The organism is Ensifer sp. GW101-20A05 (assembly GCF_059424735.1).
In genome coordinates this window covers 1-22,676 of the sequence record NZ_JBWKZT010000006.1, presented here as the reverse complement: position 1 = coordinate 22,676, position 22,676 = coordinate 1, and the positions used below count along the sequence as shown (strand labels likewise).

25 protein-coding genes and 1 tRNA gene are annotated in these 22,676 nt (G+C 62.7%); 18 read left to right on the top strand and 8 right to left on the bottom strand.

The annotated features are described in order from the left end of the window. The first annotated feature begins 77 nt into the window (after positions 1-77). Positions 78-986 (top strand): YihY/virulence factor BrkB family protein, encoded by a 909-nt coding sequence (locus tag AC070A_RS16585; protein WP_057254778.1) that lies wholly within the window; start codon positions 78-80, stop codon positions 984-986. On the opposite strand, the gene gluQRS is transcribed toward AC070A_RS16585, so the two are convergent. Then, positions 975-1,856, bottom strand: coding sequence for a tRNA glutamyl-Q(34) synthetase GluQRS (gene gluQRS, locus AC070A_RS16580; protein WP_255571285.1), 882 nt, complete (start codon positions 1,854-1,856; stop codon positions 975-977). The two genes, AC070A_RS16585 and gluQRS, sit on opposite strands and share 12 nt — an antisense overlap. A gap of 54 nt (positions 1,857-1,910) precedes the next feature. On the opposite strand from gluQRS, the gene AC070A_RS16575 reads away from it, so the two are divergent. Next, positions 1,911-2,558 carry a DNA-3-methyladenine glycosylase family protein gene (locus AC070A_RS16575; protein WP_065377258.1) on the top strand — a complete coding sequence of 216 codons (648 nt, stop codon included), beginning with the start codon at positions 1,911-1,913 and terminating at the stop codon, positions 2,556-2,558. 107 nt (positions 2,559-2,665) lie between these two features. After that, on the top strand, positions 2,666-3,223 hold the full coding sequence (locus AC070A_RS16570; protein ID WP_034797858.1) for an HNH endonuclease: 558 nt from the start codon (positions 2,666-2,668) through the stop codon (positions 3,221-3,223). 126 nt (positions 3,224-3,349) lie between these two features. On the opposite strand, the gene AC070A_RS16565 is transcribed toward AC070A_RS16570, so the two are convergent. Then, complete coding sequence (locus AC070A_RS16565; protein ID WP_058323913.1) at positions 3,350-3,862, bottom strand: disulfide bond formation protein B; 513 nt, start codon at positions 3,860-3,862, stop codon at positions 3,350-3,352. Positions 3,863-4,074: 212 nt separating this feature from the next. On the opposite strand from AC070A_RS16565, the gene AC070A_RS16560 reads away from it, so the two are divergent. Together AC070A_RS16560 and AC070A_RS16555 are read left to right on the top strand one after the other, a co-directional pair. Beyond that, positions 4,075-4,159, top strand: a tRNA-Leu gene (locus AC070A_RS16560). Between the two features lie 146 nt (positions 4,160-4,305). Continuing rightward, positions 4,306-5,946: an AMP-binding protein gene (locus tag AC070A_RS16555; RefSeq protein WP_113737118.1), complete on the top strand. Its 1,641-nt coding sequence runs from the start codon at positions 4,306-4,308 to the stop codon at positions 5,944-5,946. Between the two features lie 36 nt (positions 5,947-5,982). Here the strand turns inward: AC070A_RS16555 and AC070A_RS16550 are convergent, their stop codons facing one another. Together AC070A_RS16550 and AC070A_RS16545 are read right to left on the bottom strand one after the other, a co-directional pair. Further along, positions 5,983-7,257: a GNAT family N-acetyltransferase gene (locus AC070A_RS16550; protein ID WP_057254783.1), complete on the bottom strand. Its 1,275-nt coding sequence runs from the start codon at positions 7,255-7,257 to the stop codon at positions 5,983-5,985. Continuing rightward, a complete protein-coding gene (locus tag AC070A_RS16545; protein ID WP_162770947.1) occupies positions 7,254-8,645 on the bottom strand; it encodes an oligosaccharide flippase family protein in 1,392 nt (463 codons plus the stop codon). The genes AC070A_RS16550 and AC070A_RS16545 overlap by 4 nt, the downstream gene beginning before the upstream one ends. Positions 8,646-8,772: 127 nt before the next feature. On the opposite strand from AC070A_RS16545, the gene AC070A_RS16540 reads away from it, so the two are divergent. Then, positions 8,773-9,006, top strand: a complete 234-nt coding sequence (locus tag AC070A_RS16540) for a hypothetical protein (protein ID WP_057254785.1) — start codon at positions 8,773-8,775, stop codon at positions 9,004-9,006. 114 nt (positions 9,007-9,120) lie between these two features. On the opposite strand, the gene secA is transcribed toward AC070A_RS16540, so the two are convergent. Beyond that, entirely contained in the window at positions 9,121-11,835 is a 2,715-nt protein-coding gene (gene secA / locus AC070A_RS16535) for a preprotein translocase subunit SecA (protein WP_113737117.1), read from the bottom strand. A gap of 243 nt (positions 11,836-12,078) precedes the next feature. Between secA and AC070A_RS16530 the strand changes: the two genes are divergently transcribed. From AC070A_RS16530 to AC070A_RS16505, 6 genes are all read left to right on the top strand, one after another. Continuing rightward, the gene (locus AC070A_RS16530; RefSeq protein WP_113737116.1) at positions 12,079-12,936 is read left to right on the top strand and encodes a peptidylprolyl isomerase; all 858 of its coding nucleotides are present in this window, start codon (positions 12,079-12,081) and stop codon (positions 12,934-12,936) included. Positions 12,937-13,155: 219 nt separating this feature from the next. Continuing rightward, positions 13,156-14,397, top strand: a complete 1,242-nt coding sequence (gene argJ, locus AC070A_RS16525; RefSeq protein WP_113737115.1) for a bifunctional glutamate N-acetyltransferase/amino-acid acetyltransferase ArgJ — start codon at positions 13,156-13,158, stop codon at positions 14,395-14,397. Between the two features lie 58 nt (positions 14,398-14,455). Next, the gene (locus AC070A_RS16520) at positions 14,456-15,271 is read left to right on the top strand and encodes a GNAT family N-acetyltransferase (RefSeq protein ID WP_057254789.1); all 816 of its coding nucleotides are present in this window, start codon (positions 14,456-14,458) and stop codon (positions 15,269-15,271) included. Positions 15,272-15,275: 4 nt separating this feature from the next. Then, positions 15,276-15,689 carry an 8-oxo-dGTP diphosphatase MutT gene (gene mutT, locus AC070A_RS16515; RefSeq protein WP_057254790.1) on the top strand — a complete coding sequence of 138 codons (414 nt, stop codon included), beginning with the start codon at positions 15,276-15,278 and terminating at the stop codon, positions 15,687-15,689. A 179-nt stretch (positions 15,690-15,868) separates the two neighbouring features. Then, positions 15,869-16,189: a hypothetical protein gene (locus AC070A_RS16510; protein ID WP_057254791.1), complete on the top strand. Its 321-nt coding sequence runs from the start codon at positions 15,869-15,871 to the stop codon at positions 16,187-16,189. A 67-nt stretch (positions 16,190-16,256) separates the two neighbouring features. Then, positions 16,257-16,424: a Flp family type IVb pilin gene (locus AC070A_RS16505; protein ID WP_082616149.1), complete on the top strand. Its 168-nt coding sequence runs from the start codon at positions 16,257-16,259 to the stop codon at positions 16,422-16,424. A gap of 26 nt (positions 16,425-16,450) precedes the next feature. On the opposite strand, the gene AC070A_RS16500 is transcribed toward AC070A_RS16505, so the two are convergent. Then, positions 16,451-17,329 (bottom strand): methyltransferase domain-containing protein, encoded by an 879-nt coding sequence (locus AC070A_RS16500; protein ID WP_057254792.1) that lies wholly within the window; start codon positions 17,327-17,329, stop codon positions 16,451-16,453. A gap of 58 nt (positions 17,330-17,387) precedes the next feature. Here AC070A_RS16500 and AC070A_RS16495 point away from each other — a divergent pair, with 58 nt between their 5' ends. The 5 genes from AC070A_RS16495 to AC070A_RS16475 all read left to right on the top strand — a co-directional run bounded on the left by AC070A_RS16495 (position 17,388) and on the right by AC070A_RS16475 (position 20,496). Continuing rightward, positions 17,388-18,164 carry a ComF family protein gene (locus tag AC070A_RS16495; RefSeq protein WP_218373481.1) on the top strand — a complete coding sequence of 259 codons (777 nt, stop codon included), beginning with the start codon at positions 17,388-17,390 and terminating at the stop codon, positions 18,162-18,164. Between the two features lie 47 nt (positions 18,165-18,211). Then, on the top strand, positions 18,212-18,469 hold the full coding sequence (gene grxC, locus AC070A_RS16490) for a glutaredoxin 3 (protein WP_057254794.1): 258 nt from the start codon (positions 18,212-18,214) through the stop codon (positions 18,467-18,469). Between the two features lie 71 nt (positions 18,470-18,540). Next, entirely contained in the window at positions 18,541-19,398 is an 858-nt protein-coding gene (locus tag AC070A_RS16485; RefSeq protein ID WP_113738014.1) for a carbon-nitrogen hydrolase family protein, read from the top strand. After that, entirely contained in the window at positions 19,395-19,823 is a 429-nt protein-coding gene (locus tag AC070A_RS16480; RefSeq protein ID WP_113738015.1) for a DUF1178 family protein, read from the top strand. Before AC070A_RS16485 ends, AC070A_RS16480 begins: the two co-directional genes overlap by 4 nt. 106 nt (positions 19,824-19,929) lie before the next feature. Further along, a complete protein-coding gene (locus tag AC070A_RS16475; RefSeq protein ID WP_113399262.1) occupies positions 19,930-20,496 on the top strand; it encodes a GNAT family N-acetyltransferase in 567 nt (188 codons plus the stop codon). Between the two features lie 26 nt (positions 20,497-20,522). Here AC070A_RS16475 and ubiG read toward each other — a convergent pair whose 3' ends face one another. After that, complete coding sequence (gene ubiG / locus AC070A_RS16470) at positions 20,523-21,269, bottom strand: bifunctional 2-polyprenyl-6-hydroxyphenol methylase/3-demethylubiquinol 3-O-methyltransferase UbiG (RefSeq protein ID WP_093236124.1); 747 nt, start codon at positions 21,267-21,269, stop codon at positions 20,523-20,525. Positions 21,270-21,382: 113 nt separating this feature from the next. After that, positions 21,383-21,934, bottom strand: coding sequence for a dihydrofolate reductase family protein (locus AC070A_RS16465; protein WP_058323924.1), 552 nt, complete (start codon positions 21,932-21,934; stop codon positions 21,383-21,385). Positions 21,935-22,075: 141 nt separating this feature from the next. Here AC070A_RS16465 and AC070A_RS16460 point away from each other — a divergent pair, with 141 nt between their 5' ends. Beyond that, complete coding sequence (locus AC070A_RS16460; protein ID WP_113738016.1) at positions 22,076-22,651, top strand: SAM-dependent methyltransferase; 576 nt, start codon at positions 22,076-22,078, stop codon at positions 22,649-22,651. The last annotated feature ends 25 nt before the right edge of the window (positions 22,652-22,676 follow it).

The window sequence follows — 22,676 nt, the reverse complement described above, 5'->3', positions numbered from 1 at the left end:
GTGTGAAGCCAAGGAAACGGCACCGGGACGACAGCGCGGGAGTACGCGGTCGTGGAGCCCTGTAGGATTGGAATGGAATGCCAGCATTCATACGCATCACCTGGAAAGTCGTATTCGATGCGCTCTGGCATTTCAGCCTCGATGACGGTTGGGCGATGGCGAGCCATGTGGCTCTGTCGTCGCTGCTTGCCGTCTTTCCCTTTCTAATCTTCGGCACAGCACTCGGCAGCTTTCTCGGCGCTGATCAATTTGCCGAAACGGCCGTACACCTGATCTTCGACGCCTGGCCCGAATCGATCGCCAAGCCTGTCGCCGACGAGATCGTGCGGGTGCTGACGATCCCGCGCGGCGGGCTTTTGACCATTTCCGTTCTTGCCGCGGCCTATTTTGCCTCCAACGGCGTGGAAGCGCTGCGCGTCTCGCTGAACCGCGCCTATCGCGTCAGCGAGAGCCGTTACTGGTACATGACCCGGTTAGCGAGCCTCGGCTTCGTGCTCGCCGGCGTGCTGATCCTTGCGGCGCTCAGCATCCTGCTGGTCGCGGTGCCGCTGGCGGTGCGTTACACCGGGGAATGGTGGCCGTGGCTCGGCGGTGTGCTGGCGACAGTCGACAACTGGAGCCTGCCGCTCGCCCTGATCATGTTGACCGGTGGGCTGCTCGTGTCGCATCTCTGGCTGCCGGACGGTCACCGCAAGGTGGTCGACGTGCTCCCCGGCATCGTGCTGACGCTCGTCTGCTGGACGATCGGCGCCTATGCCTTCGCCTCCTATCTCGCGACCTTCGCCACCTATGTCTCGACCTATGCGGGCCTGGCGTCGATCATGATCGTGCTCGTGTTCCTCTACATGATCGCGGCGATCTTCATCATCGGCGCCGAGATCAACGCGGCAATCCTGAAATACCGGGTCAAACGCATGGTGCGGCGCAGCTTCCAGTTCCGCAGCGGCACCGATGCGGGCCGCGAAGACGAGGACCTAAACGACTAGGGCCCGGACCTCTTCCGGGGTGCGGCCGGCGGCACGGAATGCCGCAATGCCGGTATCCTGGTTGCTCTTGGAGAGCTTGCGGCCATCCGGCCCAAGTATCAGCCGGTGGTGATGATAGAGCGGCTCCGGCAGGTCGAGAAGCCGCTGCAGCAGCCGGTGCACGGAGGTTGCGTGATAGAGATCGCGGCCGCGCACCACGTGGGTAATGCCCTGCAGCGCATCATCTGTCACGACGGACAGATGGTAGCTTGACGGTGCATCGGAGCGCGACAGGATGACGTCGCCCCAGGCGGCGGGGTTGGCAGCAATGATGCCGGTTTCGCCCGCCGGCCCGGCACCGCTCTCGCTCCAGGTGAGGCGGGCGTTGCCTAGGAGATTGATCGCTTTCTGCATGTCGAGCCGCAAGGCATAGGCTCTGCCACTCTCAAGCATGGCCGTTCGCTCACCGGTCGAATAGGTGCGCTCGCGTCCGGGATAGAGCGGGCTGCCATCCGGATCGCGCGGCCAGGTCCGGCCGCCGGCTTCGGCTTCTGCGACGGCGGCCTTGATCTCGCCGCGGGTCATGATCGAGGGGTAGACCACGCCGAGTTCATTCAACCGTTCAAGCGCCGACGCATAGGCGCCGAAATGGTCCGACTGGCGGCGCACGGGGCGCTCCCAGTCCAAGCCGAGCCAGGCGAGATCCCTGGAGATCGCTGCCTCGAATTCCGGGCGGCAACGGGTCTGGTCGATATCCTCGATGCGCAGCAGGAAACGGCCGTTCGCGGCCTTCGCCATGTCGTGGTTCAGCACCGCGGAAAGCGCATGGCCGAGGTGAAGCAGGCCGTTCGGGCTGGGGGCAAAGCGGAAAACGGGTGGCGTGTCTGGCATCCTTTCCCTTTGCCATGGAAGGCGTATAAAAATCATCCGCTTTGTGGAGGCGTCATGCGGATCATCCGGACACATGAGGATATCGAAGCCGGGCTTTCCGGTCTGGTGATGCTCGATGCGCGTCTGGAGTACGTGGTCGCCAGGGCCGGGCCCGTGCCGCTCCGCCGAACCAATCCCGGTTACCGAGGCCTCGCCAGCATCATCGTCTCGCAGATGGTCTCGAAGGCAAGCGCTGCGGCGATCTGGCGGCGGATGGAAGAGAGGCTCGGCGAGGTGACGGCATCAGGGGTGATTTCGCTCAGCGATGAGGACTGCCGCGTCATCGGCCTCTCCCGCGCCAAGGCGGATGCATTGCGTCGCGTCGCCGATGTGGTGGTGGGCGGCGAGATCGATCTCGATGCGATCTGCGACGCCGAAGCGACCGAGGCGATCCGGGACCTGACGGCGATCAAGGGCGTGGGACGCTGGACGGCGGAGGTCTATCTGCTGTTTTGCGCCGGCCACCCGGATGTCTTCCCCTCTGGCGACGTCGCCTTGCAGAACGCGATCGGCCACGGGCTGGGCCTCGAATTGCGCCCGACCGCACGCGAAATTGATTCGCTTGCCGCCTCCTGGTCGCCCTGGCGCAGTGTCGCTGCGCGGCTCTTCTGGGCCTATTATGCACAGGAAATGCGCCGAGATGCTGTTCCTGTGACACCTTGAAGGAAAAAGCGAATCCAGCGCATGCATTTTTGTTTCCGGCTTCACAATCCTGTTGCAACGGGCCTAATATAGAAGGTGCAGATGCCGAATCGATCAGGAGAATACGCTTGACGATTGCAGTCTCACCTCAGGCCTTACCAGCGCTCGTCTTGAACGCTGACTATCGGCCGCTTAGTTACTACCCCTTGTCGCTTTGGTCCTGGCAGGACGCGATCAAGGCCGTCTTCCTTGACCGTGTAAACATCCTTGCCGAGTACGAACATTCGGTGTCGTCTCCGAGTTTCTCGATGCGACTGCCGAGCGTCGTTTGCCTCAAGAGCTACGTGCAGCCCTCGCGCCACCCGGCCTTCACCCGGTTCAACGTGTTCCTGCGCGATAAATTCGAATGCCAGTATTGCGGTTCGCCCGACGATCTCACCTTCGATCACGTGGTGCCCCGCGCTCACGGCGGCCAGACGACCTGGGACAACGTCGTCGCAGCCTGCTCCCCCTGCAATCTGCGCAAGGGCAGCAAGCTGCCGAAGCAGGCCGGCATGTTCCCGCACCAGAGGCCCTTCCAGCCGACGGTACAGGACCTGCACAACAACGGTCGGCTCTTTCCGCCGAACCATCTGCATGAAAGCTGGATGGACTATCTCTACTGGGACGTCGAACTGCAGCCCTGACGCTGTTCGTGCCTTCTTGCCGGATCAAGCCCCAGAGCGGGATCAGGACAGGTGCGTGCCTTCGCCAACCCGTGTCGGGTGGTTACGGCGCGAAAGTGTCCGCATTCCTGAGTCCGCCCAGGGAGATCAGCGCGCCTTTGCAGCGCCGCGCAGGGCGATCGCTGCGAGGATGAGGCTGGCGATCACGTTCCACCCGGCGAAGGAAAGGCCGAGCACCCGCAATGCGGCCTCCGTGCAGGACGGACCGTGCTTCGAATCGAGATCTCCAAGCAGATCGCCGACATTCGACGACACGCCCTGTGCCGTCGTCGCGCAGGTGGAGGGGCCTTCCCAGAAGTGCCATTCCGCGCCCGAGTGGTAGACGCCCATGCCGGCGCCGACGAGCATCAGGATGCCGACGATGGCGAGCAGCGTGCGGGTCAGCCACACCGGCAGTTTCAGCGCGCTGGTGATGATGGCGAGAATGCCGACCGGGATGCCCCAATAGTAGGGATCGCGCTGCAACAGGCAGAGCGCGCAGGGGATATAGCCGCCAATATGCTCGAAGCCGAGCGCCCCGCCGACAGTTGCCGCCATGCCAAGTGTCACGACAATGGCGATCAGCAGGTGCTGGCGGGATTGGGTGGCGGTGTCGATCATCTATACCTCGCGGGCGGCAGCTCGGAACCGACACATGCCGCAGTGCAAACTGGATGGCGCCTTCTTAGGCAGGATCGCGCGCCCTGTAAATCGCGGTAGCCGCGACAGGTCCGCACGCTTTCGTGATTGTCATCGGGCCATCCTGAAAATGATGGTTGACCGCAGCGAAAACCTTCGTGTAAATCCGAGCCGCTGATATCGCACTTCCCTGAGCCCCATTGGCGGAATTGGTAGACGCGCTCGACTCAAAATCGAGTTCCGAAAGGAGTGCTGGTTCGACCCCGGCATGGGGCACCACCACACTACCCGAATTCACAGACATCATCCCCGACCGATGTTTCCGGCTTGGACGCGCCTTGGCCCGTGCTTGCCGCACCGGTCATTGAACTGGCGCTTGGGAAAGTGTTAGGTGCGCTGCAGCAGAAATCTGTCATGGCAGTGTCATGTTACCGAGAATCGAGACTTACGACGAACTCTACCGCGCCTTCCAATGGCAGATCCCGGAGAGGTTCAACATCGGCGTTGCCGTCAGCGATGCCTGGGCGGCGCGTGAGCCGGAGCGCGTCTGTCTCCAGCACTTCGATTCCGATGGCGCGCATCGGGTGCTGACCTATGGCGAATTTGCCCGACAATCCTCGGCCTTCGCGCAAGGACTCGTGGGCGAGGGCATTGCGCCGGGCGAACGTGTCGCAATTCTCCTGCCGCAGGGCTTCGAAACGGCGATTGCCCATGCGGCGATCTACAAGCACGGCGCGATCGCCTTGCCGCTTGCATTGCTCTTCGGCGTCGAAGCGCTCGAATACCGGCTGCGTGACGCCGGCGTCGCGGCGGTCGTTACCAACGGTTTCGGCTTCGAGCGTATCGCCGCGATCCGGGACCGGCTGCCGGAACTGCGCCTCGTCGTGCTGGCGGAAGATCAGCCGCAGCCGGGGACGATCGCCTTTTCATCGCTTGCCTCCGGGGACCCGGAAGGCTTTGTGCCGGTGGATACGGGCCCGGACGATCCGGCGCTGATGATCTACACCTCGGGCACCACGGGGCCGCCGAAGGGGGCGCTGCACGGGCACCGGGTGCTGCTCGGCCATCTGCCGGGCTTCGAGTTTCATCATCATTTCCTGCCGCAACCCGGCGACCGCATGTGGACGCCGGCGGACTGGGCCTGGGCGGGAGGGCTGCTCAACGCGCTCTTGCCGTCGCTGCTTAACGGTGTGCCTGTCGTGTCATCGCCGGCGCAGAAGTTCGATCCGCATACCGCCTTTCGCATCCTGGAGGAGATGGACGTTCGCAACGCCTTCATTCCGCCAACGGCGCTCCGGCTGATGAAGGCGGTTGAGAAGCCGCGCGAGCGCTATCGCCTCAACCTCCGGACCATCGGTTCTGCCGGGGAATCTCTCGGTCGCGAGACCTATGAATGGGCAAAGGCGGCGCTCGGCCTCGAAGTGAGTGAGTTCTACGGCCAGACCGAGTGCAACATCGTCATCTCCTCGGCCGCCGATCTCGGCGTCGTCAAGCCTGGATCGATGGGCAAGGCGGCACCGGGCCACCGGGTGGCGATCATCGACGCCGAAGGTCATGAACTGCCGGCCGGAAGCGTCGGCCAGGTGGCGGTCAAGCGCCCGGATCCGGTGATGTTCCTCGGCTATTGGGGCAACGAGGCGGCGACGGAGAAGAAGTTCATCGGTGACTGGATGACGACGGGCGACCAGGGCGTGATGGACGAGGAGGGCTATTTCACCTTCTTCGGCCGGGACGATGACGTCATCACCTCGTCGGGTTACCGCATCGGCCCCAGCGAGATCGAGGATTGCCTTGCCGGTCATCCGGATGTGCAACTCGCCGCTGCCGTCGGCAAGCCGGATCCCGTCCGCACCGAGATCGTCAAGGCCTATGTCGTCCTGCGGCCCGGCGTGGTTGGTGACGAGCGTGTCGCCACGTCCGTTCGCGAGTGGGTGAAGACGCGGCTGTCGATGCACGAATATCCGCGCGAGATCGCCTTCGTCGATAGCCTGCCGCTGACGACTTCGGGCAAGGTTATCAGACGGTTCCTGCGCGAACAGGCAATAGCGGAGGCGCGCGGCAAGTGATGTCGCGAACGTCCCGCGGTGCCCAAGCGGACCTCTCTAGCGCCCGGCCAGCGCCTTGATCTTGTCACGCAGGATCCGCGCCATGTTGCGGGTGTTGCGGTAGAGGTGGAGCTGGGCTGCGACCTGGCGCACTTCGCGGTCGCGGGTTTGCTGCAGGCCGATCACCAGCGTGCCCATTTCCTCGCGCTCCTGCCAGAACCGGCTCATGACCGGGTGATCCGGCACGGCGCAGGAATCGGAGCGGGCGATGTTGGCATCGTCGAGGTGCCATTCCGTCAGTTCCGCCAGCAGCAGCTTGCCCGGGGAGAACTTGGCATAGCGCTCGTCGTACGCGGTCTTCCAGGTGTAGGCCTCGCCCGACATCAGGAACACCACCATGGATGCGATCGCCCTTCCGTCGAGGTCGAGCGTGTGGATGCGCACACTGTCGCCGTCGGCAAGATTGGTGATCGCCTCGCGGGCAAAGGCCGCACGGAAGCGATCGAGCACCATGGCGCTGCGGCCCTTTCCCTTCCATCCCGATGCTTCGAGCGCCAGGAATTCCTCCATGCGCAAGCGGACTTCGGCGGGTTGGCGGGCGACCGAATAGGTGAGCGCGCCTTCTTTTGCGAGGTTGTTCCACTGCCGCCGCAGCTCGCGGAAATGCGCTGGGCTGATGGCGTTGCGCAGATAGGTCGGACCGTCGAGCAGGCTTTCGAGCATGGGGCGGCTGAAGGTGTCGGTCACCGTCAGTGGCAGGTTGCGGCCGATGGCGACGGCGCGGGTGAGGCGGGCCACCTTGCCGTTGAGGCGCATGTCGGGAAGGACGAGCACTGAGGGCAGGCCGGTCGAGGGCGCGGTAAAGGCTTCGAACAGATTGTCGATGGTTTCTGCCGCGTCTTCAGCGTCAAGCAGCGGGACGCCGAGCGGACCGAAGGGGTTCGACCAGGCGCGGATGATCGGCGCACCGATTGAGAAGCCGGGCTTTTCGATCGAGAACGGCATCAGGAACCGCAAGCGGCTGCGACGCTCGTCGTTGTCGCGCATGATGGCGAGCCGGATCACCCGTTCTTCGAGGCGGGGCATCGCCGGTGCAAGGAAGCGGCCGGTGAAGAAGACGTTCGGCTCCAGTGCCCGGTTCGACAGGAAGTCGAGCTCACGCTGCAACTCGTAGCCGGCCTTCGCCGGATAGATGGCGAGATGGCGTCCAGGGCGGCCGACCTCGATCAAATGCTCCGCAGTCGGGCCTGCATCGCCAGGCTGTGCCAGCCCGCCAAGGACCCGGGCGGCCCGACTGTTTGCATCGCTCGGAAGATTGGTATTGCCGATCATGGATGGACAGCCCCGTTGTTATCATTGCCGGCCCGCACGCTCGCGAAGGCGAAGAGCGCGAAGCCGAAGGTACGCCGGACGGCGATATGCAGCAACATCGCCTCGACGAACATTGCACCTGCGGTTGCAAGAGCAGCGCCGGTCAGTCCGAGGAGAGGGATGAGGCTCAGGTTGAGTGCGATATTGGCCACCAGCGCGCCGGCGTAGAGGATCACGCAGAGCGTCTGCTGGCCCGCCATCGTCAGAAGCGTTTCCGCCGGGCCGACGAAGGCCTTGGCGAGAATGCCGCCAAAGAGGATCATCATCAAGGGCATGCCGGTGACGAAGGCCGGCCCGAAAAGCGAAAGCAGGAAGGGGCCCGCCAGCAGCACCAGCGCGCCGACCAGGAGCGACGGCCAGAAGGCCCAACGCGCGCTTTCGATCGCGATGCCCGCGAGCTGCCTGCGGTCACGGGCCATGGCGTTCGAAACGCGTGGGCCCGTTGCCGCCTTGACGGCGAACATGACGAAGTGCACCAGCGCCATGGTCTTGGCGGCTGCGAAGTAGATCGCGACGTCCTCGGGATCGAGATAGAGGCCGACGATCACGACGTCGGAATTGGTCAGCAGGAAGCCGAAGCCATCGACCAGGAAGATGGGGATCGAAACCCGGAGCCAGCGGCCAAGCTCGATCCGCCGCGGCCCTTCCACATAGCGCGAGCGGAGACGATAGGTCAGCACGAGGAACTGCGAGACGGTTGTGACATAGGCGGCCGCCATGGCCGCGACCATGGCCGTTTGCGCCGTGTGGGGCGCGCCTGCCGTGACTGCCAGCACCATGAATGCCAGCACCAGCAGGGGGCGGATGATGAAAGTGGGGCTCAGGGCGGTGAGCGCCCAGCCATGGGCCCGCGAGGTTCCGTCCATCACGTCGCCAAGGGCGATCATCGGCAGGGTGAAGAGGCCGAGATAGAGCGGCACGAGGTAATAGGCGTCGATGTGCGCCGAAAAGAGCCAGAGGCCGAGCAGACCGACGACGGCGACCGTGGTGGCGGAGGTGAGGGCGAAAACGCGCACTGTCGTCGTTACGCCACGAATCTCGTCGAGCGCCGCAGTCGCCTGATACTCCGGCAGGAAACGGATCACGACGGAATGGAAACCGACGCAGGAGAGGCTGCCGAAGAGGATCACCAGCACCCAGACGAAGACGAAGATGCCGTATTCGAACTCGCCCATCATCCGGGCGAGGATGATCTGCGACAGAAAGGCGATGGCGGCGCTGAAAATGCGAACCGCGAAGGCGACGAGCGCCATCCGGCGGGCCGTGTTCTTCATGTCGGTGCCGGTCAGAATAGCGGCAACTGCGCCGATCAGCGCGGACAGGCGGTGTCTCAGCGCCGACGGCAGCATTCGTCCGGCCGTTTGACATACCGCCATGAACACGAGAACACCCTGAGATTACGCAATACAGGGCTTCAGTACTGCCAGAACAGCGTTAACAAACGGTTCAGCGCGGTTGTATTGGCGGGACGAGGCAATGCCGAAAAGCGACAGTGAGCGAGAACGGATGATGCGGGCGAAATCCATCGGCTGGCGCATGGTCGGCTGTCTCGAGGAGACCGGCATTGAACGGCTCGCTGATCTGAAGGCGGCGAATGCGGAAGACATCGCCTTCCGCATCGACACCACGCTCGGCCGCCGCCACATCAACAACACGGGCATTCGCGCGCTCGAAAACCTGATCACCTACGCCAAGTCGTTCGATCGCTAGAGCATCCCGCGCGCTCCAGGAAGCGCGCTACCGGAAACGAAAATGCCGCCCGAAGGCGGCATTTCCTGTAAGGAACCCGGGAGCGGAGAAACCCGCACTTTTATCCTGCGTCTCTTATGCCTCGTAGATGCCGTGGCAGTGCTTGTACTTCTTGCCGGAGCCGCAGGGGCAGAGTTCGTTGCGCGAGACCTTGCCCCAGCTCGACGGATCGCTCGCATCGCGCTGCACGGGGGCCGTGGCCAGAAGCGTTCCACCGTCGCCACCAAAGTCGTCTTCGCCCGTCAACGGGTCGATATGGTGGCCGTGCATGACCGGCGGTGCCGGCTGCGGCGCTTCGGCTGCTTCGCGCACCAGTTCGACGCGCATGAGTTGTGCGGTTACCGCCTGGCGCAGGTTGCCGAGCAGGGCCTGGAACAGTTCGAAAGCCTCGGACTTGTATTCCTGCAGCGGGTCACGCTGTGCGTAGCCGCGGAAGCCGATGACCGAGCGCAGGTGATCGAGGTTGACGATATGCTCGCGCCAGAGATGGTCGAGCGTCTGCAGCACGACGGAGCGCTCGACATACTGCATGATCTCCGGACCGAAACGTTCCGCGCGATCTGCGGCTTCCTTCTCGGCGGCGGTGGTGACGCGTTCGAGGATATCGGCCTCGTCGATGCCTTCTTCGGCCGCCCATTCGACGACCGGCAGATCGAGATTGAGGTATTGCTGCACGTCGGCCCTGAGGCCCTCGACGTCCCACTGCTCGGCATAGGCCTTCGCTGGAATGCGCTTGCCGACCATGTCCTCGATGACCTCGGTGCGCATGTCGGTCACGGTTTCGGTGACGCTTTCGGCATCCATCAGCTCGATGCGCTGCTCGAAGATCACCTTGCGCTGGTCGTTGAGCACGTCGTCGTATTTCAGGAGGTTCTTACGGATGTCAAAGTTGCGCGCTTCGACCTTCTTCTGTGCGCGCTCGAGCGCCTTGTTGATCCAGGGATGGACGATCGCTTCGCCGTCCTTGAGGCCCAGCTTCTGCAGCATGCTGTCCATGCGGTCGGAGCCGAAGATGCGCATCAGGTCGTCCTGAAGCGACAGGTAGAACTTGGAGCGGCCCGGGTCGCCCTGACGGCCGGAACGGCCGCGAAGCTGGTTGTCGATGCGGCGGCTTTCGTGACGTTCGGTCGCGAGAACGTAGAGGCCTCCGGCAGCGAGCGCCTGCTCTTTCAGCTTCTGCACTTCGGCGCGGATCGCCTCGATGCGCTGGTCGCGTTCCGGGCCGGGCTCGACTTCCGAGAGCTCCTGCTGGATGCGCATGTCGATGTTGCCGCCGAGCTGGATGTCGGTACCGCGGCCGGCCATGTTGGTGGCGATCGTGACCGCACCCGGCACGCCAGCCTGGGCGACGATGAAGGCTTCCTGCTCGTGATAACGGGCGTTCAGCACCTGGAAGTTCGCAAAGCCGGACTTCTTCAGGAGGTCGGCGAGCTGTTCGGACTTTTCGATCGAGGTCGTTCCGACCAGCATCGGCTGGCCACGCTCGTGCGCCGACTTGATCTCGTCGATGATCGCCTTCAGCTTTTCGCCCTGCGTACGATAGACCTCGTCGTCCTCGTCGATACGCTTGATCGGCAGGTTGGTCGGCACTTCGATCACTTCGAGGCCGTAGATGTTGCCGAACTCTTCCGCTTCGGTGGAGGCCGTACCGGTCATACCGCCAAGCTTGGAATACATGCGGAAGTAGTTCTGGAAGGTGATCGAGGCGAGCGTCTGGTTCTCAGGCTGGATCTGCACCTTTTCCTTGGCTTCGAGCGCCTGGTGCTGGCCTTCGGAATAGCGCCGTCCCGGCATCATGCGGCCGGTGAACTCGTCGATGATGACGATCTCGCCGTTGCGGACGATATAGTCCTTGTCGCGCTGGAACAGCTTGTGGGCCTTGAGCGCGTTGTTGACGTGATGGACGATCGCGACGTTTTCGATGTCGTAGAGCGATTCACCCTTGAGAAGACCCGCCTCGCGCAACAGGTTCTCGAGCTTCTCCGTGCCGTCTTCCGAAAAGTTGGCCGAGCGCTGCTTCTCGTCGATTTCGTAATCCTCGGCCGAAAGCAGCGGAATGAACTCGTTGATCGTGTTGTAGAGATCCGAGCGGTCGTCGAGCGGGCCGGAGATGATCAGCGGCGTGCGTGCTTCGTCGACGAGGATCGAGTCCACTTCGTCGACGATCGCGAAGAAGTGGCCGCGCTGGACCATCTGGCCGCGCTCGTACTTCATGTTGTCGCGCAGATAGTCGAAGCCGAGTTCGTTGTTGGTCGCGTAGGTGATGTCGCAGGCGTAGGCGTCGCGGCGCTGCTCGTCGGTGAGACCGTGGACGATGACGCCCGTCGTCATGCCGAGGAAGCTGTAGACGCGGCCCATGGTGCCGGCGTCGCGCTGGGCGAGGTAGTCGTTGACGGTAACGACATGTACGCCTTTGCTGGCGAGTGCATTCAGATAGACCGGAAGCGTCGCGACGAGGGTTTTGCCTTCACCGGTTTTCATTTCGGCGATCGCGCGCTCGTGCAGGATCATGCCGCCGATGAGCTGAACGTCGAAGGGACGCAGGCCGAGCACGCGGCGGGCGGCTTCGCGAGCAACAGCAAAAGCCGGTACCAGCAGGTCATCGAGCGTCTTGCCGTCGGCGAATTGCTGGCGGAATTCCACGGTCTTGGCGGCGAGTGCCTCATCCGACAAAGCCTTCGTTTCGGCTTCAAGTGCGTTGATGGCATCCACCCGAGCCTTGTAGCCGCGCACGCGACGTTCATTGGCGGAACCAAACAACTTGCGGGCTAGGCCGCCGAGACTGACCATACGAATGGTCCTTTCTTTTTTGTTGCCTTAGGTCTCATGGCCGCGCCGCGAAAACCGCGCAATGCCGTGAAACGCCCGGAAACTGTTCTGGACGCGAGGTTGCGTGACAGATAAGAGGGGGGTCGAATTATGTCAACGCACTTGCACTGCCGGACGGCTACAGAACCGCCACATTCTGGTGGTGTGCAGCCGCTACAAGTCGCAGGTAATTGCGCCGAAGGCTAATGTGAAAGGTTAGTGAGCATGTCCAAGTTGAAAACCCTGGCCGCCGCGGCACTGGTTGCGGCGATGGCCGTTCATGGTGGCGCGCGCGCGGAAGACGCCGATCCGGTGATCGCCAAGGTTGGCGGCGAGGAAGTGCGCCAGTCCGAGCTCACGCTGGCGCTGGGTGGTCTCGACCCGCAGCTTCAGCAGATGCCGGACGAGCAGAAGCGTGCCGCCGCCCTCTCGGCGATCATCGACGTCAAGCTCCTTTCGAAGACTGCCGAAAAGGAAGGCCTGCAGGATGATGCGGCCTTCAAGCAGCGCGTCGCCTACCTGACCGAGCGCGAACTGCACAATGCCTATTTCAAGAAGCATGTCGTCGACGCCATCACCAAGGAAGAGGTGAAGGCGCGCTACGACAAGGAGATCGCCGCGATCCCGGTGCAGGAAGAGGTGAAGGCACGCCACATCCTGGTCAAGACCGAGGATGAGGCCAAGGAAATCATCAAGGAACTCGACGCCGGCAAGAGCTTCGTCGATCTCGCCAAGGCGAAGTCGACGGATCCGAACAAGGACGACGGCGGCGACCTCGGCTACTTCACCAAGGGCCGCATGGTGCCGGAATTCGATACGGCGGTCTTCGCGCTCGACAAGGGTGCCTACACCAAGGCTCCGGTCAAGACCCAGTTCGGCTTCCACGTGATCCTCATTGAAGACAAGCGCCCGCAGGCCCCGCCGCCGCTCGAGCAGGTCGAGCCGCAGGTTCGTCAGCTTGTCATGCGTGACAAATACGTTGAGCTGCTTGCTGCCGCCAAAAAGGACGCAGGCGTCGAGATTTCCGATCCCGCTTTGAAGAAGGCCTATGACGAGGCCAACAAGGCGCAGGAAGCCAAGTAATTTCGATTGGCAGGCCCTACCGCTGGCGGGACCTGCCATCACCGCTTTTTGTCGATGCCCGGCGGTGAAAACCGTTCGGGCATTTGTCGCAAGATAGATCTGGAGCAGCTTCGGTTGTAAACCGCTCCAGGTCTTTGTTCTTACGCATTTCCTGACGGAAAACCGCTACGCACTTTTCCTGGAAATGCTTTGGCCCCAACACGTCACAGCAGGTTTCCCATGTCCGGCTCCGTTTCTCCGCTTGCTCCGAAAACCTTCGCCGAAATGCCTTCCGTCCGCGGTGTCCGCATGGCGACCGCTGCCGCCGGCATCAAGTACAAGAACCGTACCGACGTGCTGATGATGGTGTTCGACAAGCCGGCCGCTGCAGCCGGCGTTTTCACCCGCTCCAAGTGCCCGTCTGCTCCTGTTGATTTCTGCCGCCAGAACCTTGCCGGCGGCATCGCGCGCGCTGTCGTCGTCAACTCCGGCAACGCCAATGCCTTCACCGGCAAGAAGGGACGCGAAGCCACGGAATTGACCGCGAAGTCGGCGGCTAAGGCAGTCGGCTGTGCGGAAAGCGAAGTGTTCCTCGCTTCGACCGGCGTCATCGGCGAACCGCTGGATGCGACCAAGTTTGCGGGCGTACTCGACGATCTGGCCGTTGCCGGCACGGAAGATTTCTGGTTCGAAGCCGCCAAGGCGATCATGACGACGGATACCTATCCGAAGGTTGCGACCCGCATGGCCGAAATCGGTGGCGTCAAGGTCACGATCAACGGCATTGCCAAGGGCGCCGGCATGATCGCGCCCGACATGGCAACGATGCTCTCCTTCGTGGTCACCGATGCAGACATAGCGCCGGCCGCACTGCAGGCTCTGCTTTCCGCCGGCGTCGGCCCGACCTTCAATTCGGTCACGGTCGACAGCGACACGTCGACCTCCGACACGCTGATGCTTTTTGCAACGGGTGCGGCGGCAGCCGACGGGCAGCCGGCAATCTCCGACGCGGCCGATGCGCGCCTCGACGCCTTCCGAGTCGCGCTCAACGACCTGCTGCGCGACCTCGCCCTCCAGGTGGTGCGCGATGGTGAAGGCGCGCGCAAGATGGTCGAAGTCACCGTCGAAGGCGCGGAAAACGACGCAGCCGCCAAGCGCATCGCGCTCTCGATCGCCAATTCGCCGCTGGTGAAGACGGCGGTTGCCGGCGAAGACGCCAATTGGGGCCGCGTGGTCATGGCCGTCGGCAAGTCAGGCGAGATGGCGGAACGCGATCGGTTGGCGATCTGGTTCGGCGATGTGCGCGTGGCCGTCGAAGGCGAGCGCGATCCGACCTATTCGGAAGCGGCAGCCACTGCCGTCATGAAGGCCGAGGACATCACGATCCGCGTCGATATCGGCCTCGGCTCCGGTCGCGCCACGGTCTATACCTGCGACCTGACGAAGGAATATGTCGAGATCAACGGCGATTACCGCAGCTGAGGCTTCGGTCGAGCGATCGTAAGCAGTCTGGTATCCCGGACTGGCGAGAGGTAGCAAAATGACATCGAGTGATGCTCGGCCGGCGGGCAACGTCGCGGCCGAAGGTGGGGAAGTGGTAATGGTGGATCTTCCGAGCGTGCGCCGTCTCGAGGCCGTGGGCTTCCGGGCCTGGCCGGCAGCATCGGTGCACTATGACGGCAGCTGGCTGATCCGGCTCAACGCGGGCCATGATTCCAAGCGTCTCAACTCCGTCAACCCGCTCGATCCATCCGACTATCGCGATATTCCAGTGCGCCTTGAAAAGGCGGCCAGGCGCTTTGCGGACTATGGCCGGCCCCTGACCGTGCGCCAGACGCCGCTGACGCCGCCGCAACTCGTTGCCCATATGGATGCCGAAGGCTGGACGGCATTCAGCCGCAGCCTGGTGATGACGGCCGATCTTGCCGAGCGTGAATTCGGCGACGGCATCGATCACCTGCCGATCAAGGACGTCGGTCGCTTCGTCGATGCCTGTATCGGCATCGCCAAGGGCGATCCGAAGAGGAAGGCGGCGCTTACCGAGATCATCAATGCGATCAAGCCGGAAAGCGGCCTCTTCCTGTTTGAAGATGCCGAGACCGGGCCGACCGCCGTGGCACTCGTCGTGCAGGACAACGACCTCGCCGGCATCATGCAGTTTGCCGTGGACGAGCGGGTTCGCGGGAAGGGTGTCGGCAAGGCGATGCTCGATGTCTGCCTGCGCTGGGCGCGGCTGCGGGGAGCAAAAAAGGCCTGGCTGCAGGTCGAGGCGGAAAACAGCGCGGCGCTGGCGCTTTATCGCGGTGCCGGTTTCTCCGAGGTCTACAGCTACATCTACAGAACGCCGGGGGCTTGAGGCCATGAACGTCAGCGGAAAGAAGATCGTCCTCGTCGCCGCCTGCGCCCTGGTCGACAGCGACGGCCGCATTCTGCTGGCGCAACGGCCGGAAGGAAAGTCGCTTGCGGGTCTTTGGGAGTTTCCGGGCGGCAAGGTCGAAGCCGGCGAGACGCCCGAGGAAACCCTGATCCGTGAGTTGGACGAGGAACTCGGCATCCGCACCAAGGTCGCGTGCCTCGCGCCACTGACCTTCGCCAGCCACACCTATGAGGACTTCCATCTGCTGATGCCGCTCTATGTCTGCCGGCGCTACGAAGGGGTGGCGACCGGACGCGAGGGCCAAGCGATCAAATGGGTCAGGCCAAAGGCCCTGCGCGACTACCCGATGCCGCCGGCTGACGAGCCGTTGATACCATTTCTTATGGATTTGCTCTGAACCTACCCGAAATCTGATTGATTATTAATCGATCGTTTATCTCCCTCGCGCAAAGATAGCTCAATTCATTTTCGGTACGCATTGTTGGTGAACGGCGTACTGATTTCAGGCAGTGCGGTGGAACCAAGCTTGGGAAGGGCGCTTGCGTTCGCCGTGCTTTGTGCGTTTGTGAGGCTGGGATGGTGGACGACGATTTCTGGAGCACGGTTCAGGAAAAGGATCTGGTGACTAATCAGTCCCGCCGGACGGGTGTGCTCAATCTGTCCCTGCTGTTTGGAACGGCAGTGATCGCGCTGACGCTGATCCTGACGCCGATGCTGTCTTCGAAGAACGACAGGCGCATCATGGCCAATACGCCCGTCGACTACGACAATATTTCCACCGGCTCCATCCCCTCGAGCGGGACCACCAAGCGCTATACGGTACGGCGTAGCGTGCTGCAGGAGATGCCCGGTGCGGTCTGCATCATCGATGCGGACGGTCGCAAGAGCGGGTGCTGACCCGAACGCCTCCGGTTTTCGGCTGCTGCCGCACGTTTCGGACTGAACACGAACCGGACTGGGGAGCATGGAAAAGCTGAAACGCCTGTTTCGCGATAGAAGCGCTGGTATCGCAATCGAGTACGCGCTCATCGCCGCCATCGTCTCCCTGAGCGTGATCCTCGGGGCCGAACAGATCGGCAACGTCCTCTCAGCCGTCTACAACTCCGTCGCGACGGCTTTTCAGGGGGCCTGAGTTCGGGGCAAGCACGACCGCCCTTGTTAAAGCGGTTGTTCCTTGGTGCCGAGCGCTGTCGACAGCCGCTGCTTCGCGGAGCCCGGTTTCAACGGCTTCTGCTGGCTTTCATGCGGCGCCCATCCGGACAGATAGATCACCGAGAATGTCGCGCGGACGCGGCCGTCCGGATCGGAGAAGCGTTCGGCATAGATTTCCGCGGCCCGCAGGAAGAAGCGACGCGAAACGGGCAGGCGGCTTCGGGCAGTGAGCGGGCTGGCCATGCCCATGGCGCGCAAGTCGCGCATCAGCGCAAACAGTGAATCGTAACGCACCGTATAGGTTTCGGTGTCCGTGACCGGCAGCGCGAAGCCGGCGCGTTGCAGCAGCGCGCCCACATCGCGGACATCGGCGAAGGGGATGACCCGCGGACTGGCTCCGCCCGTCAATTCCGCCTCGGCGGCTAGGAGCGCTTCGCGCAGTTCCTGCAGCGTACCGCTGCCCGGGATGGCGGCGAGAAAAAGCCCGTCGGGCTTCAGCGCCCGACGAACCTGGATGAAGGCGCCCGGCGTGTCGTTGGTCAGGTGTAGGGAGAGTGGCGAAACCACCAGGTTAAAGCTTTCCGGTTCGCCCGGAACCTCTTCAAGCGAGGCGATCGTTACCGGTGCTTGCGCAGAACCAAATCGCGCATCCGTTTCCACGCGCTCGACGGCACCGACCTTGCCCGTTGCCATGAGATGGTGGGCCGTTTGCCCGGTGTAGCCGTGCAACTCCAGCGCGCGATCGAAGTGACGTTCGACCACGCTGACGCGTTCGGCGAGTTCCTGGGCGACGATATCGAGAAGGAAACCGGCCTTCGGATCCGCGTTTCTGAGCGCCCTTGCCCGATGTGCCTCGACGAGGCTCTGGTCAAAGATTTTTTCCACGATACTGTCTCCGCAAGCTGGCCAGCAAAAAGACCTTCGGAGGTTCAAAGTCAACAGCATGGCATGGGAGAGACCGCTGTTTCCGGAGGAAGGGTGGGGGCGGGTGCTGCGGGGGCTCGTCTCCGGGGCGGTCGATCTCGTCTATCCGCCGGTCTGCTGCGGTTGCTGCCGGATGGTGGGCAACCATCGCGCGGTTTGCGCTCCTTGCTGGTCGACGCTGCCGCTGATCGAGCGTCCTTTTTGCGAAGTTCTCGGGACGCCGTTTTCGGTCGACCATGGGCCGGGCTCGGTTTCGCCCGAAGCCATTGCCAATCCGCCGGCCTTCGACCGTCTGCGGTCGGTGGCAATCTATGAGGGCATTGCCCGCGATCTGGTGCACGGGCTCAAATATCGCGATCGCACCGATCTTGCGCCGATGATGGCGGAATGGATGATCCGGGCGAGTGACGGTGCGGTCGCCTCGGCCGATGCGATCATCCCGGTGCCATTGCATGCCTTTCGGCTCTGGAGGCGTCGGTTCAACCAATCGGCGGAACTGGCACGGGCCATCGCGCAGCTCTCCGGCAGGCCTTATCAACCCGATGTGCTCAAGCGTATCCGACGCACAAGCCGACAGGTGGGCCTTGCTAGGCAAGCACGTGAGGACAATGTGCGCGGTGCCTTCGCGGTCTCGGAAGGCGGCAAGGCGGGTCTCCGTGGGAACAGCGTGGTTCTCGTCGACGATGTATATACGACCGGTGCAACCGTCTCCGCAGCGACCCGTGCGCTGAAGCGGGCGGGAGCCGGGCCGGTCACGGTTTTGACCTTTGCAAGAGCCATATCCGGTCTTATATGACAATCAGTTATCCGGCACGGTGGCCGGTGAAGGAGCGATTGAGGATCATGGCTTCAGTGGTCATTTATACGCGTCAGTTCTGCGGTTATTGTTCGGCGGCCAAGAAACTATTGGAAACCAAGGGCGTGCCCTTTCTCGAACATGACGCAACCTATGATCCGAAGGTGCGGCAGGTGATGATCGAAAAGGCGCATGGCGGCTCGACCTTCCCGCAGATCTTCATCAACGACATTCATGTCGGCGGCTGTGACGATCTGCACGCGCTGGAACGCGCCGGCAAACTCGATGCGCTGCTGGCTGCCTGAGGCGGATCCGACGTTTCGCACATCGCCAACGCGAGGCTGTGTTGGTCGCGTGCACCAGGAGTAGAACGACGATGACCTTCAAGGCTGCAGCCATTCAGATGTGCTCCGGCGTCGATCCGCTAGACAACGCGGAGACGATGGTTCGGCTGGTGCGCGAGGCGGCGGCTCAAGGGGCGATTTATGTCCAGACGCCGGAAATGACCGGCGCGCTCCAGCGGGACCGGGCGGCTCTGCGCGCGATCCTGAAAGATGAGGCGAACGACATCATTGTCGGTGCAGCGGCAAAGCTCGCCGGTGAACTCGGGATCTATCTCCATGTCGGCTCGACGCCGATCGCGCTTGCCGACGGCAGGATCGCCAATCGCGGCCTCTTGTTCGGACCCGACGGTCACAAGATCTGCGACTATGACAAGATCCACATGTTCGATGTTGACCTCGACAATGGCGAAAGCTGGCGGGAAAGTGCTGCCTATCAGCCCGGCAGCACGGCACGCATTGCCGATCTCGAGTTTGGCAAGCTTGGTTTCACCATCTGCTACGACGTGCGCTTCCCGGAGCTCTTCCGGCAACAGGCGGTCGCCGGCGCCGAGATCATGTCGGTTCCCGCCGCCTTCACGCGCCAGACCGGCGAGGCGCATTGGGAAATCCTCCTTCGCGCCCGTGCGATCGAGAACGGTCTCTTCGTCATCGCCGCGGCGCAAGGTGGCACGCATGAGGACGGGCGCGAGACCTTCGGCCATTCGATGATCGTCGATCCCTGGGGCAGGGTGCTTGCTTCGGCCGGTCCGAGCGGCGAGGCGATCGTGCTTGCCGAAATTGATGTCGCCGCCGTGCATGCGGCACGCGCCAAGATACCGAACCTGAAGAACGCCCGCAGTTTCGTGCTCGATGAAGTGGTGCCAACCGGGAAGGGAGGCGTTGCCGCTTGATCCGCTATACAATTTCCTGCGACAACGGCCACGCCTTCGAAGGCTGGTTCTCGTCGAGCGACGATTTCGACCGCCAAGTCGACCGCAAGCTGGTTTCCTGTCCCACCTGCAATTCAACGTCCGTTGCCAAGCAACTGATGGCGCCTTCGGTCGCGACCGCGCGCAAGAAGGAAGCAACACGGGCGGTGATCATGGATCAGGCGCAGAAAGAAACGGTCGCCAAGATCCGCGAACTGGTGAAGACCGTGCGCGAGAACGCCGAGGACGTTGGCGAGCGTTTTCCCGAGGAAGCGCGCAAGATCCATTACGGCGAAGCGGAAGAACGCGGCCTGATCGGCAAGGCGACGGCGGAAGAGGCCGTGGCGCTGCTTGAGGAAGGAATTGCGGTCGCGCCGCTGCCGGTCTTGCCTGACGAGGTCAACTGACGCGCGGTCTATTGGCGCCTCGGGTTCGCGTTATTTGCTACCTGCTCTTTAAAAACAACGTCTTGCTTCCCACCTCGCGGCTTCGCAATGGGAGAATTTTCAGCCAATGACTTTGTCCGGGCTTCGCATTTCCACCGATCGCCTCGTCATCCGGCCATTCGTGCCCGACGATTTTGCAGCCTTCTTCGCCTATCACCGGCTGCCGGACGTCTATCGCTATCTCTATCAAGAACCGCTGGACGAGACGGCTGCGCGGGTGAAGTTCGCCAAGGCTTCAGCGCCGCAACTTGCTGACGACGGGGATGTCGCGGTGTTCGCGGTCGAACGCCAGGAGGATGGCGCTCTGATTGGCGAGGTGCTGCTGAAGCTCGCAAGCCGGGCGGCCGAGCAGGCGGAGACCGGCTACATCTTCAATCCGGCATTCGCCGGCAAGGGCTATGCCACCGAGGCGATGCGCGCCATTCTCGATCTCGGCTTTTCGACGCTGCACTTCCACCGGATTTTTGCCCGGCTCGATGCGCTGAACAAGGGATCGGTCGGTGTCGTCGAACGTCTCGGCATGCGCCGCGAAGCGCATCTGATCGAGAATGACCGGTTCAACGGCGCCTGGGGCGACGAACTCGTCTATGCGCTGCTGAAACGAGAATGGCAGGCCAAGTCTGAGATCGGCTGAGTCCGCAGACGAGCCGACCAGCGGCGTTACAGCGGACGCTTGGCGACGAGCATGTAGTTGACGTCCATATCCTTGGACAGGTTCCACTGATTGGCGAGCGGATTGAAGAAGACGCCGGTGCGTTCAGTGACTTCGAGACCGCTCGCTGAGAGCGGCTTTTCCAGTTCTTCCGGGCGCACCAGCTTTTCATACTGGTGGGTGCCGCGCGGCAGCCAACGCAGCACGTTTTCGGCGGCGAAGATGGCAAGGGCTGCTGCCTTCATGGTGCGGTTGATCGTGGCGACGAACATCAGACCGCCAGGTCGAACCATATGGGCACAGGTGGTCATGAAGAAATCGACGTCGGCGACGTGCTCGACCACTTCCATATTGAGCACGATGTCAAAACTCTCGCCGGCTTCGGCGAGCGCTTCCGCGGTCACAGCGCGATAGTCGACCGCCACGCCGCTCCCGGCCGCATGTGTCTTGGCGATGCCGATGTTTTTCTCTGAGGCGTCGGCGCCGAGGACGTCTGCACCCATGCGCGCCATCGGCTCGGACAGGAGGCCGCCGCCGCAGCCGATATCGAGCAGCCGCAGACCTTTCAGCGGTTGCGGGCCCTTGGGATCGCGACCGAAATGTTCGGCCACCTTGTCGCGAATGTAGGCAAGGCGAACGGGATTGAACTTGTGCAGCGGCCGGAACTTGCCGGTCGGGTCCCACCACTCCGCAGCCATGGCGGAGAACCGGTCTACCTCGCTCTGGTCGATCGTCGTGCGTGCGGTCTCGCTCATGTCGCCGTCTCCTTGCATCGTCTCTGGTGAAGTCGGACGATCGGGCAGGGAAGTCAAGAGCCGACGCTGGGCCAGATGGGCGCAGGTCAGGCGGGCGCGTTGTTCTACCTGCTCTATTGCGCATCCGCCTGCGGCTGGTAGTGCAGGATGACCACGCCCGATTTCAGTGGGCGAGCGTGGGTCAATTTGAGTTCCGTTCGCTTCAACCCCGGCTTGAACAGGGGCACGCCGTTGCCCAGAAGCACCGGATTGATGCCGAGACGATACTCATCGACGAGGCCCTTCGCGATCAGCCCTGCTGCGAAGTCCGCACTGCCGAAAACGAAGATCGTGCCGCCATCGCGTTGCTTCAGCCGTTCGACTGCCTTGGCGGCGTCGCCGGTCAAGAGTGTCGTCCTGTGCCAATCGGCGGATGTCAGCGTGCGCGAGAAGACGAACTTCTCGACGCCGTTCATGAAGGTGGCGATGTTACCTTCGGCGGACGGCCAATAGGCCGCCATCATTTCATAGGTCACGCGGCCGAAGAGCAAAGTGTCCGCTTCGAGTTGCGTTTCGCCGATATAGGCGGCGAGTTCGTCCTCGAAGACGAACCAACCGATGTCATGCCCCGGTGCTTCGAAGAAGCCGTCGACGCTGACCATGTCCCACATGATGACCCTGCGCATTGTCTCTCTCCCGTTGCTGCATGTCCTGGCATGGGGAAGATTGGCAAAACTGATATAGTTTTGCAAGTGGTTTATCTTTCGAACCAGATTGATTCGCGGCATGGCTCTTCGCCGTGCTAGCATTCTTAGGATCTGCGGCGGATGGGGGAATTCATGGCGCTTGGCAGGATCGATTGGGCAGTCGCTGTCGTTGCGCCGAAGCCTTCTGATCAGCTGCTCGAAATCGGCTGCGGTCACGGCGTTGCAGTGACCAAGGTTTGCGAGCGGCTTGTCGACGGGGGGATTGTAGCCATCGATCGATCGGCCACCATGGTCGCGGCGGCAATGCGCCGAAATGCTGCACACCTTGCTGCCGGGCGGGCCATCGTGCAGGTCGCGGACCTTCGCTCACTCGATCTGGATCATCGCCGCTTCGACAAGGTGTTTGCGATCCGCGTCGGCGTCTTTAGGCGGGGCGATCCCACGCGTGAGTTTGCTGCGCTGGTACGGCTGTTGAAGCCGGAAGGGCGCCTCTTTCTCTTTCACGACGAGCCGTCCACGGGTGCGGATGAGGTTGGCGCGCGGATCGAAGCGGCAGTTCTTCGCCATCGGTGGAACGTCGAGGCTCGGTCGACGCACGTCTTCGACGGCGGCGAGGTCGCCTGCGTGATCGCCCGGCCACCTTCCTACAGCGCCGCGCGTCTTATCAGACGCGCAAAGGTCGCTGTAGCACTTTGAATTGCTGCATGTTTTTGTCCTTTAA